General features: G+C 61.6%; 17 protein-coding genes and 1 pseudogene. 6 read left to right on the forward strand and 12 right to left on the reverse strand.

All coding sequences use genetic code 11. The features are described 5' to 3' along the window. Window positions 1-9: 9 nt before the first annotated feature. From FZ934_RS17050 to FZ934_RS17070, 5 genes and pseudogenes are all read left to right on the forward strand, one after another. Complete coding sequence (locus FZ934_RS17050) at window positions 10-924, forward strand: LysR family transcriptional regulator (protein ID WP_153272035.1); 915 nt, start codon at window positions 10-12, stop codon at window positions 922-924. Between the two features lie 146 nt (window positions 925-1,070). Continuing rightward, window positions 1,071-2,600 carry an ABC transporter substrate-binding protein gene (locus tag FZ934_RS17055; protein WP_194273810.1) on the forward strand — a complete coding sequence of 510 codons (1,530 nt, stop codon included), beginning with the start codon at window positions 1,071-1,073 and terminating at the stop codon, window positions 2,598-2,600. A 42-nt stretch (window positions 2,601-2,642) separates the two neighbouring features. Further along, the gene (locus FZ934_RS17060; protein WP_153272037.1) at window positions 2,643-3,590 is read left to right on the forward strand and encodes an ABC transporter permease; all 948 of its coding nucleotides are present in this window, start codon (window positions 2,643-2,645) and stop codon (window positions 3,588-3,590) included. A gap of 1 nt (window position 3,591) precedes the next feature. Beyond that, window positions 3,592-4,454, forward strand: a pseudogene (locus tag FZ934_RS17065) (ABC transporter permease). Between the two features lie 28 nt (window positions 4,455-4,482). Next, window positions 4,483-5,874 carry an amidase gene (locus tag FZ934_RS17070; protein WP_153272038.1) on the forward strand — a complete coding sequence of 464 codons (1,392 nt, stop codon included), beginning with the start codon at window positions 4,483-4,485 and terminating at the stop codon, window positions 5,872-5,874. Here FZ934_RS17070 and FZ934_RS17075 read toward each other — a convergent pair. From FZ934_RS17075 to FZ934_RS17085, 3 genes are all read right to left on the reverse strand, one after another. Continuing rightward, window positions 5,867-6,724 (reverse strand): NlpC/P60 family protein, encoded by an 858-nt coding sequence (locus FZ934_RS17075; RefSeq protein WP_153272039.1) that lies wholly within the window; start codon window positions 6,722-6,724, stop codon window positions 5,867-5,869. The genes FZ934_RS17070 and FZ934_RS17075 overlap by 8 nt on opposite strands. Before the next feature lie 10 nt (window positions 6,725-6,734). Further along, window positions 6,735-7,085, reverse strand: coding sequence for a MarR family transcriptional regulator (locus tag FZ934_RS17080; RefSeq protein WP_113360854.1), 351 nt, complete (start codon window positions 7,083-7,085; stop codon window positions 6,735-6,737). Between the two features lie 114 nt (window positions 7,086-7,199). Next, on the reverse strand, window positions 7,200-8,588 hold the full coding sequence (locus FZ934_RS17085) for a leucyl aminopeptidase family protein (protein WP_153272040.1): 1,389 nt from the start codon (window positions 8,586-8,588) through the stop codon (window positions 7,200-7,202). Window positions 8,589-8,731: 143 nt separating this feature from the next. Between FZ934_RS17085 and FZ934_RS17090 the strand changes: the two genes are divergently transcribed. Further along, entirely contained in the window at window positions 8,732-9,556 is an 825-nt protein-coding gene (locus FZ934_RS17090; protein WP_153272041.1) for a tetratricopeptide repeat protein, read from the forward strand. A gap of 4 nt (window positions 9,557-9,560) precedes the next feature. Here FZ934_RS17090 and FZ934_RS17095 read toward each other — a convergent pair whose 3' ends face one another. The 9 genes from FZ934_RS17095 to FZ934_RS17135 all read right to left on the reverse strand — a co-directional run bounded on the left by FZ934_RS17095 (window position 9,561) and on the right by FZ934_RS17135 (window position 18,777). Next, the gene (locus FZ934_RS17095; protein ID WP_153272042.1) at window positions 9,561-10,193 is read right to left on the reverse strand and encodes a LysE family translocator; all 633 of its coding nucleotides are present in this window, start codon (window positions 10,191-10,193) and stop codon (window positions 9,561-9,563) included. 85 nt (window positions 10,194-10,278) lie between these two features. Continuing rightward, a complete protein-coding gene (locus tag FZ934_RS17100) occupies window positions 10,279-11,262 on the reverse strand; it encodes a type II secretion system F family protein (RefSeq protein WP_153272043.1) in 984 nt (327 codons plus the stop codon). Between the two features lie 13 nt (window positions 11,263-11,275). Beyond that, window positions 11,276-12,283, reverse strand: a complete 1,008-nt coding sequence (locus FZ934_RS17105; protein WP_153272044.1) for a type II secretion system F family protein — start codon at window positions 12,281-12,283, stop codon at window positions 11,276-11,278. A 4-nt stretch (window positions 12,284-12,287) separates the two neighbouring features. Further along, window positions 12,288-13,757 carry a CpaF family protein gene (locus FZ934_RS17110; RefSeq protein ID WP_153272045.1) on the reverse strand — a complete coding sequence of 490 codons (1,470 nt, stop codon included), beginning with the start codon at window positions 13,755-13,757 and terminating at the stop codon, window positions 12,288-12,290. Between the two features lie 29 nt (window positions 13,758-13,786). Then, complete coding sequence (locus FZ934_RS17115; protein WP_153272046.1) at window positions 13,787-15,064, reverse strand: AAA family ATPase; 1,278 nt, start codon at window positions 15,062-15,064, stop codon at window positions 13,787-13,789. Window positions 15,065-15,080: 16 nt separating this feature from the next. Next, complete coding sequence (locus FZ934_RS17120) at window positions 15,081-15,827, reverse strand: CpaD family pilus assembly protein (protein WP_153272047.1); 747 nt, start codon at window positions 15,825-15,827, stop codon at window positions 15,081-15,083. Next, window positions 15,824-17,326, reverse strand: coding sequence for a type II and III secretion system protein family protein (locus tag FZ934_RS17125; protein ID WP_153272048.1), 1,503 nt, complete (start codon window positions 17,324-17,326; stop codon window positions 15,824-15,826). The genes FZ934_RS17120 and FZ934_RS17125 overlap by 4 nt, the downstream gene beginning before the upstream one ends. A gap of 11 nt (window positions 17,327-17,337) precedes the next feature. Beyond that, window positions 17,338-18,153 carry a Flp pilus assembly protein CpaB gene (cpaB, locus tag FZ934_RS17130; protein ID WP_153272049.1) on the reverse strand — a complete coding sequence of 272 codons (816 nt, stop codon included), beginning with the start codon at window positions 18,151-18,153 and terminating at the stop codon, window positions 17,338-17,340. Between the two features lie 108 nt (window positions 18,154-18,261). After that, window positions 18,262-18,777, reverse strand: a complete 516-nt coding sequence (locus tag FZ934_RS17135) for an A24 family peptidase (protein WP_153272050.1) — start codon at window positions 18,775-18,777, stop codon at window positions 18,262-18,264. Between the last annotated feature and the right edge of the window lie 67 nt (window positions 18,778-18,844).

The raw sequence follows: 18,844 nt of genomic DNA on the forward strand, positions 1-18,844 counted from the left end.
GACGGTGAGATGCAGATTCGGGCCTTGATGTATTTCGACGAGCTGGTGCGCACGAATTCCATGCGCCAGGCGGCGGAGAATCTGAATGTGGCGCCGACGGCAATCAGCCGGCAGATCGAGAATCTGGAATATCATTTCGGGGCTCCGCTGGTGGAGCGCAGCGCGCGCGGTGTGAAGCTGACCGCAGCCGGCGAGTTGCTTGCCGCTCGCGCCGGCCGCACGTTGCGTGAGCTCGATCATGTCGGACAGCTGATAGAGGATCTCAAGGGCCTGCAGCGCGGGCGTGTCAGCATTTATGCGAATGGCGCCACCGTCGCAAACCTGCTGGCCCCGGCCTTGGCGGAGTTCAGCCTGAAATACCCGAAGCTTCGGTTCGGGGTGACAATCGCAAGCGCTCGGCAGGCGGTCGAGGCGGTCAATGCGGCCGAGGCCGATATCGCGATGATCCTGTTTGCACCGCCGCTCTCGGGCACGAAGGTCCGTCTGCGCTCGGAAATCCACTACGATCTGATCGTCTCCCCTGGACATGCCGCAGCAGCCAACAGCGAAGCGCATCTCAAGGATATAGCCGACTATGCATTGGCGCTGCCCGATCAGTCTTTCGGATTCCGTCAGGCGCTCGATGCGCTTTTGGAGAAGGCGGACCTTTCGCCCGAGCCGGTTTTCGTGACCAGTTCTCTGGAGATGCTGAAGGAGCTCGTCCTGAGTGGTGCGGCGGTTACCCTGCTGCCGGCGCTGACCGTACGGCGCGAGATCGAGGCCGGGCAGCTGGTGGCAGTGCCGCTTGCGGCAAGAAGCGCCATTCGAACGCATGTCGATCTATGCGTCGCACCGGACCGCCAGCTTTCCTTCGCGGCGACCAAGCTTCTCGATTTCATCGAGCGTTTCATGCGGGAACGCCAAGCCGGCGAACGCAGGAGCTGATCTTATGCCTTGCGCGATGAACCAAATTCCGGTGTAGCTGTTTCGGCAACACTGAGCACACAATAACGACATTGTGTGTGCACGGGGTCGATGTCACTCTTACTGCAAACGTCCGGCTGCCGAGCGGCCCGAGACAGGGGAACATGATGGTCAAGGTTTCATGCGCGCGCCCTGCGCGTCTTGTTCGGCACATCTCTTTGGCGACTGCCTTCGGCTTGGCAACGGCCTTTCTCGGCCTCACACCCGCCGAAGCCGCAAAGACGACGCTGAGCCTTGGCATGACGGTGGAACCGACAGGTCTTGATCCAACGATCGCCGCGCCTGTGGCGATCGGTCAGGTGACCTGGCAGAACGTCTTCGAGGGTTTGGTCCGCATCGATGAAAGCGGCAAGGTACAGCCGCAGCTCGCCAAGAGCTGGCAGATCTCACCCGATGGCCTGACCTACACATTCAAGCTTCAGACCGGCGTATCGTTTCACGACGGCGAAGCCTTTGATTCGGCCGCGGCGAAGTTCGCCCTCGACCGCGCACGCGGGGCAGACTCGGTCAATCCGCAAAAACGCTTCTTCGCGTCCATCGCATCGATCGACACGCCCGATCCAGAAACACTGATCCTGCATCTCTCGGAGCCAACGGGCAGCCTTCTCTATTGGCTCGGCTGGCCGGCATCGGTGATGGTTGCGCCGAATTCGGCGGCTGACGACAAGACAAAACCCGTCGGCACCGGGCCGTTCAAGTTCGTGAACTGGGCCAAGGGCGACAAGGTCGAATTCGAGAAGAACGCTACCTATTGGAACAAGGCGGTATCGCCGAAGCTCGACAAGGTGACGTTCCGCTTCATCGCCGATCCTCAGGCTCAGGCTGCCGCGCTGAAATCAGGCGATGTCGATGCGATTCCTGAATTCGGTGCGCCGGAGCTGATGAGTTCCTTCACCGACGACGCCAAGTTGGTCACGAAGATCGGCAACACCGAGTTGAAGGTCGTTGCGGGCATGAACAATGCAGCGAAGCCGTTCAGCGACAAGCGTGTGCGGCAGGCGCTGATGATGGCGATCGACCGCAAGACGGTCGTTGATGGCGCCTGGTCGGGCCTTGGAACACCGATCGGCAGCCACTATACGCCGAATGACCCCGGTTATATCGATCTCACCGACAAGCTGCCCTATGACCCTGAGAAGGCGAAGGCGTTGCTCGCCGAAGCCGGCTATCCAGATGGCTTTACCTTTACGATCAAGTCTCCGCAGATGGCTTATGCACCCCGCAGCGCTCAGGTGATGCAGGCGATGCTCGCAGAGATCGGCGTGACGATGAACATCGAGCCGACTGAATTCCCCGCCAAGTGGGTCCAGGACGTGATGAAGGACCGCAATTACGAGATGACGATCGTCGCCCATGCCGAGCCGATGGACATCGACATCTATGCGCGTGATCCCTACTACTTCAACTACAAGAATCCGGCTTTCAATGCCCTGATGAAGAAGGTTCAGGAAACAACCGATCCGGCTGCGCAGGCGAAGATTTATGGCGAAGCCCAGACCATTCTGGCTGAGGATGTTCCGGCCCTCTATCTTTTCGTGATGCCCAAGCTTGGCGTCTGGGATCGGAAGCTGAAGGGCTTGTGGGAAAACGAGCCGATTCCGTCCAACGTGCTGAGCGGCGTTTCCTGGGAAGAGTGATCGCGGAGGAAGGATGAGGCGAGAAGCGGCAGGGAGCCTTGCATGTTAGCGCTGGTTTCGCGTCGTCTGACGGGGCTTCTCGTGACGCTCCTCATTGTCTCGCTGCTGATTTTCGCGGTCATGGATCTTCTTCCGGGTGATCCCGCCTCGATCATGCTTGGTACCTCGGCATCCCCGGAGACACTGGCTGCGCTTCGGCACGACCTCGGTTTGGATCAGCCGTTGATCCTGCGATACGGCCGCTGGCTGGCGGGGGTCCTCATGGGCAACCTCGGGCAGTCGTACACTTACGGCGTGCCGGTCGCCGGATTGGTCGTCGAGCGGCTGGCCGTCACTCTGCCGCTGGCGCTGCTGGCAATCGCCCTGTCGATGCTGATTGCCATTCCGCTCGGCGTTCTCGCGGCATCCCGGCGCGGTGGTGTTGCCGACGTGGTTGCTTCGGTCTTTTCCCAGATTGGTATCGCTGTACCTGCCTTCTGGATGGCCCTGTTGCTGATCGTCCTGTTTTCGACCACGCTTGGCCTCATGCCGGCCGGCGGTTTTCCCGGGTGGAGCAACGGTTTTTGGCCGGCATTGCGTGCGCTGTTGATGCCGGCGGTGGCGCTGGCCTTGCCGCAGGCGGCCGTGCTGACGCGGGTGACACGTTCGGCCGTGCTGGAAACACTCCACGAGGATTTCACGCGCACGGCACTCGCAAAGGGGCTGTCGGCCCGAAAGGTCCTGTGGCGGCATTCCGTGCCGAATGCCCTCGTGCCAATCTTCACGATCCTCGGGCTACAGTTCACCTTTCTCGTTGCCGGCGCGGTGCTGGTCGAAAATGTCTTCAACCTGCCCGGCCTCGGTCGTCTCGCCTATCAGGCCCTGTCGCAGCGCGACATTGTCGTCATGCAGGATGTCATCCTGTTCTTCGCGGCACTGGTCATCATCATGAATTTCCTTGTCGATCTCTCCTACCTGGCGATCGATCCGCGGCTCAGAAAGGAGCTCTGAGATGGCGCCGATCGTCTTGACCGAAGTGTCCGTCAGCCGTCGCCGACGCAGATTGAGCCGGCGAACCAACCTCGTGGCCGGTGCCATGATCGTGGCCTTTCTTGTGCTGGTCGCGATCGTTTCGCTTCTGTGGACACCGGTCCCCCCGCCAAGATGCAGATCATCCACAAGCTCCAGCCGCCGCTCTCCTTCGGCCTGCTCGGCACCGATCAGTTCGGCCGCGATGTTCTTTCGATGCTGATGGTCGGCTGCTGGAACTCCCTGTCGATTGCCGTTCTGGCGGTCGCCATTGGCGGCACGATCGGTTCGATTGCCGGCATTTCCGCAGCAGCTTTCCGCGGTGCGTTCGAGAGCATCCTGATGCGGATATGCGATGTGATTTTCGCGCTGCCGCCGATCCTGTCCGCAATGATTCTCGGCGCCTTTCTCGGGCCGGGACGCTTCACCGCCATCGCCGCCATCGCTACGTTCCTGATTCCCGTCTTCGCCCGCGTCACGCTGGCTAGCGCGCTGCAGGCCTGGAGCCGGGACTACGTGCTTGCTGCCCGTGCCATCGGCAATACGCGTCTGGCGATCTCCGTCCGCCATGTATTGCCGAACGTTGCCGGCCAGATCATTGTCCAGACGACAATCCAGCTCGGGCTTGCGGTCCTGACCGAAGCCGGTCTCAGTTTCCTCGGTTTGGGTCTTGCGCCTCCGGCACCGACGTGGGGGCGCATGCTCGCGGATGCACAGACCTATCTCGCGCTGGCGCCTTGGCTTGCAATTCTGCCGGGCCTGGCGATCGCCCTGACGGTCCTGGGGTTCAACCTGCTCGGTGACGGGTTGCGGGATCTGCTTGATCCGAGGGAAGCAAGCCGATGACGCCGGGCGACGAGAGGAAGGGTGAGTGATGAGCGAAACGGATCTGACGATCAGCGAATTGAGGCGCCGTTTCGCCGAAAAGAGCCTGTCTCCCCTCGAATACTGGCTTGCGCTTGAAAAGCATATCGATCGCTGGGAGCCGACGATCTGTGCGCTTTACGCCTTCGATCGCGATGCCGCCCGCCGTCAGGCTAAGGCCTCGACCGATCGCTGGTGGCGTGGTGAGACCCTGGGGTTACTCGACGGCATACCGGTGACCTTGAAGGAGCTTATTGCCACAAAGGGGCAGCCTGTCCCGCTCGGAACGAGAGCGACGGAATTGAAGCCGGCGACGGAGGATGCCCCTGTCGCAGCCCGCCTTCGCGAGGACGGTGCCGTCATCTTCGCCAAGACCACATGCCCCGACTACGGCATGCTGTCGTCAGGGCTGTCGAGTTTTCATCACCTGACCCGCAACCCGTGGGACGTTACACAGAACCCCGGCGGATCAAGCGCGGGCGCATCAGCCGCGGCCGCAGCCGGTTATGGTCCGCTGCACATAGGGACTGATATCGGCGGCTCCGTTCGTCTTCCCGCAGGTTGGACCGGAATTTTCGGCTTCAAGCCCAGCCACGGGCGCATACCTGTGGATCCCTACTATGTTGGGCGCTGTGCCGGGCCGATGACGCGCACGGTTGACGATGCGGCGCTGGCGATGGCCACGCTCTCGCGCCCTGACTGGCGCGACGGCACCAGCCTGCCGCCGAACGATCTGGATTGGACATCGCTGCCTGTTGGTGTCGAGGGCTTGACGATCGGCCTCATGCTGGACGCCGGCTGCGGCCTTGCGGTCGAGGATGAAATCCTTGCGGCCGTCGAGCAGGCAGCGTTTCGCTTCGAGCAGGCGGGCGCAAAGATCGTTCCCGTCCAGCCGGTGCTCAGCCGGTCGATGCTGGATGGTTTGGATGCATTTTGGCGATCCCGCTTCTGGGGCGACATCGAAACGCTCGATGAGGAGCGCAGGAAGAGCATCCTTCCCTATATTTACAGCTGGGCGCTCGGAGCAGCCGGGATCAGCGGCGTCGAGGCGGTAAGGGGATTCAACCAGACGATCGAGATGCGCAAGTCATGCGGACGACTGTTCTCGGAAGTGGATGCGGTTCTCTCGCCGACCAACCCGATCGTGTCCTATCCGGCGGACTGGGCTTCGCCGACAAACGATCCGGCCAGGCCCTTCGAGCATATCTGCTTCACGGTCCCCTGGAACATGTCCGAGCAGCCGGCCGCTTCCATTAATTGCGGCTTTTCGAAATCCGGCATGCCGATCGGGCTGCAGATCGTCGGGCCGCGTTTTGACGACCTGAGCGTTCTCGGCCTTTCGAAGGCATTCGAGACTTGGACGGGAGGCGTTACCTCCTGGCCGCAGCCGCCGATCAGCTGATCGGCCGACGGTATCCGGTAGGCTGTTCGTAGAGCCAGCCGATCCGTTTGATGGCCGCTTCGAAGTTCTCGCGGGCAACGGTCATGGTGTGGCCATTGGCATGGATGATCGTCTCGGGATCTTCCATGGCCCCGACATGCCCCTTCCAGAAGACGAGATCGCCGCGTCGCAGTTCGGCCCGGTCGATTGGTTCGCCCAACTCCACTGCCTGCATGTCGGTATCACGCGGCGCCGCGCGCCCGGTCATCAGCATCGACAGCTGGACAAGGCCGGAACAATCGATACCAAGGCCGGAGCGTCCGCCCCAGAGGTAGGGCGTTTCGAGGAAACGGGCAGCGACATCGACGTAATCCTCGCCATGGCCGGTGCCGATGGGTGTCACATGCTTGGCAAAGATCGCCTTGCCGTCCTCGAGCACAACATAGTGATTGCCGCGTGCTTCGGCCTCGCCGACGATACGGACGCGGCTGCCCATCGATAGAATCGACGCGTAGGGCTTTCGCAGCTCTGGTTCACGATAGAGAAACGTCCGCTGCACGGTGACGATGTGCGTCGGGGCATCGCTCTGTTCGGACAGCGCACTTTCGGGCAGATAGCCGACGTAACCATCCGACGATGCCTTGATCCAGCACCAGCCGTCCGCACGGTCGAAGACGGTGACATCCTCTCCCATCAGCAGTTCCGTATCGATGCCGATAGCATCGTCGGGGCGCGGGCGCAGTCCGACTACCGGAACGGCGATGCGTGCCGGCGTGCCGTCCACGAAACGGGTGGCGTCCACCTGGCCGCGAAGAGCGCTCTCCGCGAGATCGGGGCGGTAGGCATGCAGGCGGCGATCAAGAATAGTCATGTCTTTCCTCTTACGGCGAAAGGCGCCGACCCTGTTCACGCACCCGGTCGCCGAGCTTTTCCAGATAGAGCGCGCCGCCGACGGTTCGTTTGATCACGACATTCCGTCGGTCCCGCTCGTCGCGGATGCGATCCACAAGCCCGAGTTCCCCCATCGTGTCCAGCGCTCTGGTGATGACGGGCTTGGTAACGTTGAGCTCTGCCGCCAGCCCACGCACCGTATGCGGCGGCGGCACCAGATAGATATGCAGCAGGATGGCCATCTGGCGCAATGTCAAATCGCGCCCGTCCATCCGCACCTGATCAAGCGATACGCCGTACCAAAGTCCGAGTGCCTGGGAAGCTGTGAGTTCGATCGGCACGATCCCCCCGAAAAACGTTACGCATGCGTTTCATTTTCGGAGAGAGGGGGCGCAAGTGCAATGGGAGCGGCGTCGCCGCCGCTCCGCAAGGTGAATAAAATTTTAACGATGCACTTAGCGGACGCTCTGACGAATGTGGTGGTAGAGCGCCCGGATCGCCTGCGCCTCGCCGCCGCCGGGCGAGTGCGGCCGCTCGGAAGGAGCCCATCCGTAGATGTCGAAGTGCGCCCAGCTCTTGGTGTTGCTGACAAAGCGCTTCAGGAAAAGCGCGGCGGTGATCGCGCCGGCCATGCCGCCGGGCGGTGCGTTCGTTATGTCCGCGAACTTGCTGCGGATATCCTTTTCATAACCCGCATAGAGCGGTAGCCGCCACAGCGGATCATCGGTTTCGAAGCTTGCTTCCATCAGGTCCTGGGCGAGATCGGCATCGTCGGTGAAGAATGGCGGCAGGTCCGGGCCGAGAGCCACGCGCGCTGCGCCGGTCAAGGTTGCCATGTCGATCAGGAGGTCAGGCGATTCTTCGTCGGCATAGGACAGGGCGTCGGCGAGGATCAGCCGGCCTTCTGCATCGGTGTTGTCGATCTGGACCGTCAGACCCTTGCGACTACGATAGATATCGCCGGGGCGGAAGGCGTTCGACGAGATCGAGTTCTCGACGACAGGAACGATCACGCGCAGATCGACTTTCAGCTTCGCGTCCATGATCATCAGTGCGAGGCCCATGACGTTTGCCGCGCCGCCCATATCCTTCTTCATCAGCGCCATGGAGGCGGCAGGCTTGATGTCGAGGCCACCGGTATCGAAGCAGACACCCTTGCCGACAAGGGTAATCTTGCGATGCCCTTTCTTGCCCCAGCGCAGTTCGAGCAGCCGCGGCGCATCGGCGCTGGCACGGCCGACGGTGTGGACGAGCGGAAAATTCTGTCGCAGGTCGTCGCCGCTAACCACGTTGATCTCGGCCTTGTAGTGCGCGGCGAGACCACGGAACGCGGCCTCGAGCTCGTTCGGGCCCATGTCGTTGGTCGGGATGTTGATCAGGTCGCGCGCGAGGAACACGCCGGCCAGCTGCCGCTTGATATCGGCGCCGTCGGCGTCGCGCGGGATCATCAGCGTGGCGGCGGGAGACTTCTCGGATTTGTAGCGATCGAATCGATAGCTGCCGAGACCGAAGCCGAGCGACAGGCGATTGGCGGTCAGGGGGGCGGTTTCTATGTGCCAGTCTCCAGCAGGCAGCGCACGCGCCAGCTTGCCGGTGATGTAAGGCTGCTCTGACGGATTGGTGCCAAGGCCGAAGAGGGCGCCGCCGAGGTGACCTTCGGCGGTGGGGATCAAGAGCAGCGAGCCGCTTTCTGCCTTGTAGCCGGCCTTCTTTGCCCAATCGAGTGCGATTGGATCGATCGTTCCGGTCTCGATATGGGCAGGGGTGACCGCGAAGATCGGCAAGGTCGAGCCACCCTTGGTGTTGAAGGGGGTGGGTCTCTCGATGAACTGATAGGGGGCCATGATTATCCTTCGGGGGCGTCCGGGAATCGCTTTTTAACGGTCTGTTAGGGTTAACAGACTATTGCTGGAGTGAAGATTGCGTCAAAGCCTTTCCCTGTTCCGCTTTGAGGTCCGGCGCCGATATCCGATTTCAGGAAAACGCGATGCCTGCCTTGGCCAACACCCATTTGAAATCCCGCATTTTCCAGGGTACCGCCGCGGTGCTCGCCGTACTCGCCTTGAGCGGCTGCAACACCACCAAGGACCGCATGACGACCGGTTCGGTGCCGCAGCTGAGCAAACCCGTCGAGACGATGAACGACCAGGAGGTTCGCTCCGCAACGGATCGGGTCGGACAGGCCTACGAGAAAAACCCGCGCGATCCGGTAAACGGCGTCAACTATGCCAACCTCTTGCGCATGCAGGGCAGGGATGCCCAGGCGCTGGCGGTCATGCAGCAGGTTGCCATCTCCAACCCCGCCGACCGTAATGTTCTGGCGGCCTATGGCAAGGCACAGGCGGCCGCCGGCCAGCTGCAGCAGGCGCTCGATACGATCGGACGGGCACAGACGCCTGATCGCCCAGACTGGAAGCTGATATCAGCGGAAGGCGCGATCCTCGACCAGCTCGGCCGCTCGACCGAAGCGCGGCAGCGCTATCGCGATGCTCTCGACATCCAGCCGAACGAACCATCCATTCTCTCCAACCTTGGCATGTCCTACGTCCTGACGGGTGACCTGCGCACGGCCGAAACCTATCTTCGCCAGGCTGCGGCGCAGCCATCGGCAGACAGCCGCGTCCGCCAGAACCTCGCGCTTGCCGTCGGTTTGCAGGGACGCTTCCCGGAAGCCGAACAGATAGCACGGCGCGAACTCACGCAGCAGCAGGCCGAAGCCAATGTCGCTTACCTCAGGGGCATGCTTTCGCAGCGCAATTCCTGGCAGAAACTTGCGTCGAAAGATGCCAGCGAAAGCACCGGCACCAACTGAAGCCTCAACGGCCACTGACGCCTGAAACGACGAGTTCCAATCCCAGGCCCGCCATGACCGCGCCGGCCGTACGGTCGATCCACGCCTTCGCGGCGAGGTAGATCTGCCGTGGATGGTGCGCGGAAAAGGCAAGCGCGACGATAGAATACCATCCGGCTTCGACTGCAAATACACCGACGGGAAGGGCAAGCATCAGCCCGAGAGGCACGGTCTTCGGAAGCAGCGCGGCGAAAATGCCGGCGTAAACCACGATGGTCTTCGGGTTGCTGATCTGCGTCAGCAGCGCCGTTATGAAGCTCCGGCCGGGTGCGGGTTTCATGGTCGCGGTCTCGCCGATGTCGAGCGGCTTGCTCGCACCGCGCCAGATATTGATCGCGATCCACGCAAGATAGGTTCCGCCGGCGATCTTCAGCCCGATATAGAGCCATTCGAACTGCGAGAGCAGCGCCGTCAGGCCCGCCAGGGCAAGAATACTGAAGAAAGCGCCACCGATCCCCATCCCCAAGGCAGCGGCAAGGCCGTCCGCGCGCGAGCGTGATACAGCGATCCGCGACACCATGACAAAGCTCGGACCAGGGCTCATGGCGCCGATCGACAAGGCGGCAATGATGCTGATGAAAATGCTTGCGGAAGACATCGGCAGCTCCGGGACCGTGCGAGAGACAGCATCAGTGCGTCTCACACTTCACGCCCCTTGTCGATGCCCGTCCGTGAGCTCCCGACTAGAACTTGTCCGAGACCTGAATACCGGCCGGTCCGAGAATAACCGCGACGAGAACGGGCAGGAAGAACAGGATCATCGGCACCGTAAGCTTCGGCGGCAGGGCAGCGGCCTTCTTTTCCGCCTCGTTCATCCGTTCGTCGCGACCTTCCTGCGCCAGCACCCGCAGGGCCTGCGAGACGGGCGTACCGTAGCGGTCGGCCTGGATCAGCGCCTGAACAACCGACTGTACGATCGGGATCTGCGTGCGGGTGGCAAGGTTTTCCAGCGCTTGACGTCGGTCCGGCAGGAATGACAGTTCAGCGGTGGTCAGCACCATTTCCTCGGCGAGCGGCGGGGATGCCTCGCCGAGCTCTTCCGAGACGCGCCGCATGGCGGCCTCGATCGAAATACCGGATTCGACGCAGATCAGCATGAGGTCGAGCGCATCGGGCCATGCACGCTTGATGGAGTGCTGGCGCTTCTTCATCTTGTTGGAGATGAAGATATTCGGCGCATAGAAGCCGAGATAGGCGAAGCAGAGCGTCGCGAGGAAGCGCAGAGGGGTCGGCTTGTCGGCCAGGTGATCGAGACCGAAGATCCAAAAGACCGCAACCCCGAAAAACAGGAAAGGCAGCAGGAAGCGCGCGACCAGGAAGGTGTTCAGCGCATTCTCCGAGCGATACCCGGCTGCGCGAAGCTTGTTCATGGTGTTTTCATCGACCAGCGCTTCACGCAGGTTGAAGCGTTCGACGATCTGGCGAACGGAACGGTTGTTCTGTGTACGCAGCGATGCCTTGCTGCCTTGCTCGGCGTTCATACGGGCGCGTTCGCGGGCGCGGATCTGCTCGCGCTCGGTCGAGACCTCCTTCATGCGCTTGGCAAGGTCGCCGCGCTCGAAGAAGGGAATGGCAAGCGTGTAGAGGCTGACGAACACTGCGACCGCGACGAGCACGGCGATCAGCATGGAGGGGTCGGTCAAACTGCTGGCGAGATCCGATGACATCGCGCTTCCTCGGCTAGATATCGAAATTGACCATGTTGCGCATGACGAAGATGCCGATCGACATCCACACGCCCGAAACGCCCATGATCAGGTGTCCACGTGGATCCGTGAAAAGGATCATCATGTATGCCGGCGACGTCATGTAAACGAGCAGCGCCACGATGAACGGCAATGCGCCGATGATCACGGCAGAGGCCTTGGCTTCCATCGACAGTGCCTTGACTTTCGCCTTCATCTTCTTGCGTTCACGCAGAACCTTCGCAAGGTTCCCGATTGCTTCGGAGAGATTGCCGCCCGCCTGCGACTGGATGGCGATCACGATGGCGAAGAAGCTGACTTCCTGAAGCGGCATGTGATTGGCCATGCGGCCGCAGGCATCCGGTACGCTGAGCCCGACCTGCTGCGATTCGACGACCCGCCGAAATTCGCCGCGCACCGGTTCCTTGCCTTCGCTGGCGACCAGCCGGATGGCATCGTTGAGCGGAAGGCCGGACTTGATGGAGCGCACGATGACGTCGAGCGCGTTTGGAAATTCGTCGAGAAACTTGTTCTGGCGACGTTTGATGAGGAAGCCGAGTATCCAGCGCGGCAGGCCGAGGCCGGCAACAACAGGGATGCCGAGCACGACCATGACCGGCGCGTCGGCGAGGAAGGCGACGAACATCAGCACAAGGCCGAAGATCGCGCTGAACATGTAGAAACGGCCGGGCGTGACCGTGAGGCCGGCCTGGGTCAGCCTGGACTTCAGAGTCAGTTTCTTCTTGGCGTTTTCCTGCTGGCGCTTCTCAAGCTCCTTGAGGTTGTCCTGAACCGACTTGCGCCGCTTCGACATTTCCTGCACGCGATCGCGAGCCGCCTTGACGTTGGCGCGATCGGCATCCGCAGAGGCTACGCGGCTGACGCGGTTGGCTGCCTTCTTTTCGGTCTCCATTCTCGAAAACAGAAAGGCATAGCAGACACCTCCCGCCGCGACGGCGGCAAGAAGGATGATTGCAAGCACTGTCGGATCGAGACCGAACATTTCACTAATCCTTCGACTTTTCTTCCATTTCGTCGAGGGCCGCCGCAAGGCGCTTTTCCTCGTTGAAATAGCGGGCACGATCCCAGAAATGCGGCTTGCCGATACCGGTCGATTTGTGCCGGCCGATCAGGCGTCCGCCGGCATCTTCGCCTTCGATCTCGTAGCGCATGAGATCCTGCGTGATGATCACGTCGCCTTCCATGCCGATCACCTCGGTGATCTGCGTGATACGGCGGGAGCCGTCGCGAAGACGAGCGGCCTGAATGATCACGTCGACCGATCCGGAGATGATTTCGCGCACCGTCTTGGCGGGCAGGGTGAAACCGCCCATCGCGATCATCGATTCGATACGGCTGAGGCATTCGCGCGGTGAGTTCGAGTGAATCGTTCCCATCGAGCCGTCGTGACCGGTGTTCATCGCCTGCAGCAGGTCGAAGACCTCGGGTCCGCGCACTTCGCCGACGATGATCCGTTCCGGGCGCATACGCAGGCAGTTCTTAACGAGATCGCGCATCGTGATCTCGCCTTCGCCTTCGATATTCGGCGGGCGGGTTTCGAGGCGGACGACATGCGGCTGCTGCAGCTGCAGTTCGGCCGTGTCTTCGCAGGTGATGACGCGTTCGTCGGTATCGATATATCGGGTCAGGCAGTTGAGAAGCGTCGTCTTGCCGGAACCTGTACCGCCTGAAATGACGACATTGCAGCGGACGCGGCCGATGATCTGCAGCAGCGTCGCGCCTTCCGTGGTGATCGCACCGAAACGTACCAGCTGCTCGAGCGTCAGCTTGTCCTTCTTGAACTTACGGATCGTGAGAGCAGGGCCATCGATCGCGAGCGGTGGCGCGATGACGTTGACACGCGAGCCATCCGGGAGACGCGCGTCGCAGATCGGGCTCGATTCATCGACGCGTCGGCCGACCTGGCTGACGATGCGCTGGCAGATCGAGAGCAGCTGCGAATTGTCGCGGAACCGGATCTCGGACTCGATGGTCTTGCCGCCGACTTCGATGAAGGTCTGGCCGGCGCCGTTGACCATGATGTCGGCGATATCGTCGCGCGCAAGAAGCGGTTCCAGCGGGCCGTAGCCGAGAACGTCGTTGCAGATGTCTTCGAGCAGCTCTTCCTGCTCGGAGATCGACATCGCGAAGTTCTTGATCGTGATGATGTCGTTGACGATGTCGCGAATTTCCTCGCGCGCGCTTTCTCCGTCGAGCTTGGCGAGCTGGGAAAGATCGATCGTGTCGATCAGCGCCGAGAAGACCTGCGCCTTCGTATCGTAATATTCGTCGGTGCGGGCAGGGCGCTTGCGCTGCGGCGTCTGCATCGGCGGAGGCGCGACCTGCTGGCGTGTGGGCTCACGCTGCGGCTCTGCAAGCACTGCCGGCCCCGAGGACGACGGCGCCGCAACAGGCGCGGGGGGCGCGACTGTGCCCCCTGCCTTGCCAAAACCCTCGTTTCCGCGTTTTCCGAACATGAACTATTCCAATCCGCTCTCGGCTGATCTCATTTGCGCTTCAGCAGACCAAGAAGACCGCCCTTCTTTGCCTTCTTGACAGCGATACGGCCGGTCACGATGTGCGCCAGTTGTGAGAAGGTTTCCGCAGTCGGCGACTTTGCATCCATCTCCGATATCATCCGGCCGCTGTTGGCAGCCGTGCCGAATAGGTTGATGTCGAAGGGTATGATCGCAATCGGATCCGTCTCCAGCGGCTCGCAGAAGTCGGATGGCGTGATCTCCGGACGCTTCGGCATGCCCACCTGGTTCAGGATGAGGTGAGGCGGCTTGTCGTTCGGCCGCATCTTGCGCAGCGCATCCATCATGTTCTTGGTGTTTCGCAGGTTTGCGAGATCCGGGGATGCGCAGATGACGACTTCGTCGACGCTGCCGAGGACCGAGCGTGTCCATTCCGACCATGCGTGTGGCACATCGAGAACGGTTACGGGCGCGCTGCGCTGCAGGACATCCAGAACGGGCTGGAAAGCCTGTCCCTCGAAGTCATAAGAGCGGTCGAGGATGGACGGTGCCGCGAGCAGCGAAAGATGCTCGGAGCATTTCGTCAGCAGACGGTCGAGAAAGACTTCGTCGAGGCGCTCCGGCGCGTAGACCGCTTCGGCGATCCCCTGCGTCGGATCCTGGTCGAAGTCGATGTTCGCCGTGCCGTAGGGCAGGTCGAGGTCGGCAAGGATGGTTTCGGTCGAAAACAGGCGCGAGATGCCGAAAGCGCAATTGTGAGCGATAGTCGAGGAGCCGACCCCACCCTTTGCGCCGATGAAGGCGATGCTTCTGCCAAGCGGCTCCGCATCGGGATCGATGAAGATCGCCGCCAGCGCCGTCATCAGGTCGGCCATACCGACCGGCTGCACCATGTATTCGGAGATGCCGTTGCGGATGAGCTCGCGGTAGAGCGAGATATCGTTGTGATAGCCGACGATAATGACTTTCGTCGAAGGGTCGCAGACCGAAGCGAGTGGCGCCAGTTCGCTGAGCAGGCTGGCGCTCGTTGCGCGTGTTTCGAGGATGATCAGGTTCGGCGTCGGCGCACCGGCGAACATGTTTGCGGCGGCGGCGATACCACCGCTCGTCACCCGCAGGCTGACCTTTGCCATGCGACGATCGTTACCGCAGCGTTCCATCGTGCGCTGCAGCTCTTCGCTTTCGCAGAAGGCGTGAATGGAGATGCGCGGCAGCGGTCGCATGCCTTCGAGCTCCGCCATGCGCAGCGCGTCCTCTGCGTGCCGGAGCTCCGCGGTATTCTTGATCTCGTATTCGACCGTGCTCATCGTCAATCCTTACCGATCAAAAGGTGCTCGAGCCGGAGGCAGCGACATCCTCGATCGTCGTGGTCGTTTCGCGATATTCCTTGATGGCGGCGTTGCGTCGCGTGGCGTCGATCGGGGTCATGCCGCGCGGCGCGACCAGGTCTTCCGGGTTCGCGACCTGTGCGGCGAGATTGTTCTGCGTGGCGCAACCGAAGTTGTAGTAGTTCTGGTTGCTGAAATCGTTGATCATGTCCTTCGGCCACTGGCCGCACTGCGAGGTCATGGCCGTTGTGCCGACGAAGGTCAGGCGGATCGGCGCGGAATCGCCGGTGGCGCCGGCGCCATATGAGCTGTTGACGATCTTCGAACTCGCAATGCCGCGTGCCGACAGTTCGGCCCGAACCTGCCCGCGCAGCTGGCGCGCGGCCGCGGCGTTCGGCGAGCCCTCAGGGGTCATCAGGTAGACTGGGCCGGTCGCTCTGGAGCCGTAATTCTGGGCGAAGCCGCGGATCATGTCGCGCTGCGCCGTGTTGAGGCGCCGGTCCGTCGAGGCAACCGGGATATCCACGGATTGCTCCGCTTCGGTGACGACGATGGGGTGGCGCTGGCGATAGTCGTCAGGGATCCCGCCTGTGGTCAGGTCGTCATGCGATGCGCAGCCGGAAAGGAGAGCAGCGGCCATCGCCGCAACGGCAACCATGCACCTGGATTTTGCGATGCGGGTCGTGCTGGTCCGAGTCATCGAATGATCTCTATCTCTTGTCATTGCTACCGCTCCGCTCATTTGTAGATGAACCCGATCGAGCCGTGGAACTGCGCGTCGGCAACAGGCGTCTGGTGCCCGTAAACCTTGTTCACGCGGTTGAGGAAGAATGCTGCGCCATCGTTTTCCGGGCTGAAGTTGTCGTCCGGGCGATTGAGCTGGTTGCGCGCGACCGGGCGCACCAGATACGGCGTCGCGATGATGACAAGCTCGGTTTCGTCGCGTTCGACGGTGCGCTGGCGAAACAGCGTGCCGAGCAGCGGAATCTTGTTGACGCCAGGCGTGCCGTTGGAGGTCTGGGCGACGTTGTCACGGATCAAGCCGGCAAGCGCGATCGAGCCGCCCGAGGGAAGCTCGACGGAGGTTTCGGCCGCGCGACGTTGGTAGGTGGGAGTCGAGCCGGAAACCGACGGTGCCGGTTCCGACACATTGGTCTTGATCTGCAGGCTGATGCGCCCCGAGGAGAGCACGACCGGCTTGAAGGCAAGATTGATGCCGTAGTTGTAAGGAACGATCGTGACGTTGCCGTCGTTGTCGGTCGTCGAATAGAGAACCTGGCCACCGGAGTTGAATGTCGCAGCCTGGCCGGAGATCGCGGTCAGCGTCGGTTCGGCCAGCGTCTTGACGACCTTTGCCTGTTCCAGCGCGCTGAGGTAGGTCGAGATGTCGTATTTGCCGATCGAGCTCTTGAACAGTGCTGCCAGACCGCCGCCGACGGTTGCTGTCGCGCTGTCCACGTTCGGAGATCCGAGCTGAGCGACCGATAGGCCCTTCGAGTTGGAAACGAGATTGTCGAAGCCGAGCTGCTTGAGGATTTCGCGACGGACTTCGGCGATCGTCACCTTCAGTGTTACCTGGTCTTCGCCTTCGATCTTCAGGAGATTGATAACCTGCGAGGTTTGGCGACCTTCGGCAAAGAGCGCAACGGAGCTGTCGCCGCCCTGGCCGCTCGCCGTTTCCGTTCGGGTGGTCGCTTCGCCGCCCTTCAGGAAGACCTGGGCGAGATCTGCGGCCTGTGCCGCGTCCTGCGGCGTGCGCACCGTGCCGGTCAGCACGATGTTGTCGGAGACGATCTCCACGTTGATGTTGGAATCGGGAATGAAGCGCCGCAGATTGCTTTCGAGCCCGGCGACATCGCGTTCGATGGCGATGTCGAGGCTGACGATCTGCTGTCCGTCGGCGCCGAAAATGAAGATGTTGGTCTGTCCGACGGTCTTGCCGAAGAGGTAGATACGACGCGACGAGCGGGTGACGGCATCTGCCATCGACGGGTCGGAAACGAGGATATCATGCGCATCGACAGGCAGATCGACCACGATCGCCTTCTTCAACCCGAGCTTCAAGCTGCGGTGTGCGCCCGGGCCGGCCTGCGTGATCGTGACCATGCCGTCGGATTCCGCAAGTGCCGCCCGCACGCCGAAATCGCCGGGCAAGAAGCCCGGCGCCATGCCAGTCACGCCGATCACGAAGGATAGGCAGCCTGCCAGCAAAGGCTTTGTGTACCGCGTTGAATTGCCCATTAGCGTTTCCTCTACTCGGCCTTTGCTGTGCCGGTGCTGTCGGTGACGATCGCCCCGGATTTGATGACCTGGACGATCGAGCTGCCGTTGTCGCCGCTCAGCAGGTAGTCGGCTGCGGTCGTATCCTGCTCGCGCGCATCGGCAACGGAACGAAGCGCCAGCGAAAGCCGGTCCGCCATTTGTTGCGCTACGGCGAGCACTTTGGTCTGGTCGGGCGTGAGTTCCAGCGTCGCGGTCGTCCCGACGACGGACTTGGAGCCGTCTTCCTTTTCCTGGATCTGCTGGTCGATGGCGAGAATACGCACGTTGCTCAGCACGGTTTCGGTCAGATATTTGTCACCGCTCTTGGCCTTGCGCACCATGATGACGTCGACGCGGTCGTTAGGCAGGATGAAACCGCCCGCACCTGTCGCAACCGAGATCTCGGTCGCCACCGCGCGCTTGCCGGATGGCAGCAGCGACGACATGATCTTGCTGCTGGCATCGGCGATCTTCTCGGCGCGAACCGGTTCGCCTTCAAAGATCGGCAGACGCACGACGGCGCCCTGCATATCCTTGATGGCATCCGGCTTCTCAGATTCGGTAATGAAGCCCTGGACAACGCCGCCCTGCGGCCATGGCATCCAGTGTACGGCCTTGTCGTCGAGGCGCGCACCGACCGGCAGGTTGGCGCTCGAAACGAGCACGTTTACCGTTGGTTCTCTCTCGACGACGGATTGTACCTGGGTGACGACCGACCCGCGCCCGGCAAGGCTCATCGCGAGTATGCCGGCGAGGCCGGCAGCCACGACGGCCACTCCAAGTATTAGAATTCGGGCGGGTTTCATTGGTCCATTCCCCGGAGATTCGAGATATTCGTTCCGGAGAATGGACCTCAATTGGTGTAATTATAGTTAACGAAAGCCTTCGGATTTAGGTTAATTCTACCTTAATTCCTAGGATTTCACGGCTTCCAGCGCGGCGAGAAACAGCGGACTTTGAGGGAAAGCAAGAAAGCCCCCGATCGCGATGGCGATACCGTAAGGGACCTTCTTAGCCGTAAGAATGGAATGGGGAACCGGCAGGCCGGTCGCCAGTATGACATCCGAATACATCCGGATCCCAAGAATAACGAGGGTAACGGCGCCGCCGATGATGCCGACATAGACGACAAAGGCGGCAAGCGACGGATCATATCCGAACCAGAGTGCGGCGGCTGTCAGCAGCTTCGCATCCCCGCCGCCCATGACGTTCAGCGCGAAGAGCGCGAAGCAGGCGGCAAACACGGCGGCACCGGCTACGAGGTGCATGCAGATGGCGGCTGGCGGCAGGCCCGCCATGAAAGCGATCGGAACAAATGCTGCAGCGAGGATGAGCGATACCCTGTTGGGGATCGTCATCGTAAGAATATCAGACAGTGCGGCGATCGCCAGGCACAGCGGGAAAATCAGAAAAATTGCCGCTTCAGTCATATTCGCTCCCCAAGCACGAAAGGCTCACGGTCATCTGCCCGTGAGCCTCCAGTAACACATGCGCGGT

The organism is Rhizobium grahamii (genome assembly GCF_009498215.1).
GTDB classification, from domain to species: domain Bacteria; phylum Pseudomonadota; class Alphaproteobacteria; order Rhizobiales; family Rhizobiaceae; genus Rhizobium; species Rhizobium grahamii_A.